Annotated in this window: 1 protein-coding gene; it reads left to right on the forward strand. The window is 77.6% G+C overall.

The genetic code is table 11. The features are described 5' to 3' along the window. Positions 1-188: 188 nt before the first annotated feature. The coding region (locus FOE67_RS27150; protein WP_194444838.1) for an HAD hydrolase-like protein at positions 189-892 on the forward strand (704 nt) is incomplete at its 3' end.

The raw sequence follows: 892 nt of genomic DNA on the forward strand, positions 1-892 counted from the left end.
CCGGGGCACCGACCGGCGGGGTGCGCGATGATCGGGGGCGGATCGTGATCGGAGTCCGTGGACCCCGGGGCGTCGGGCCCTTCGCCCGGCCCGGCGGCGGACGAACGGGGAACGGAGTGGGTGCGGTGACGCGGGACGTCGGCGGGGACACGAGCGGGGACGCCGGGAGGGGAACGCCCTCCCGGCCCCTGGCCGGGAGCGGGGTCGCCCTGCACCGGGCGTACGACACGGCGCTGTTGGATCTGGACGGCGTCGTCTACACCGGTGGTGAGGCGGTGCCGCACGCGGTGGAGGCGTTGGCGGGGGCCCGGGCGGAGGGAATGGCCGCGGCGTACGTGACCAACAACGCCTCCCGCACGCCCGCGGCCGTGGCGGATCACCTCACCCGGCTGGGGGTGGCCGCAGGGCCGGAGGAGGTGGTCACCTCGGCGCAGGCCGTGGCCCGGTTGATCGCCGAGGCGGTGCCGGCGGGGGCGCGGGTGCTGTGCGCCGGTGGGGAGGGGCTGCGGGTGGCGCTCCGCGAACGCGGTCTGGTGCCGGTGGAGTCGGCGGACGAGGACCCCGCGGCCGTGGTCCAGGGGTACGGCGGCCCCGAGATGCCCTGGGGGCGGCTGGTGGAGGCGGCTCTCGCGGTCAATCGGGGGGTGCCGTGGTTCGCCTCCAACCTGGACGCCACGATCCCCACCCCGCGCGGTCCCGCGCCGGGCAACGGGGCGGCGGTGGAGGTGGTGCGCATCGCGTCGGGGGGTACCCGGCGCCCGACGGCCGCCGGCAAGCCGCTGCCGCCGATGCACCGGGAGACGATCCTGCGGACCGGGGCCCGCAGGCCGCTGGTGGTGGGGGACCGGTTGGACACCGACATCGAGGGGGCCCGGTCCGCAGGATCGTCTCC

It is taken from the genome of Streptomyces calidiresistens (assembly GCF_014141525.1).
In the GTDB taxonomy this organism is placed as follows: Bacteria; Actinomycetota; Actinomycetes; order Streptomycetales; family Streptomycetaceae; genus Streptomyces; species Streptomyces calidiresistens.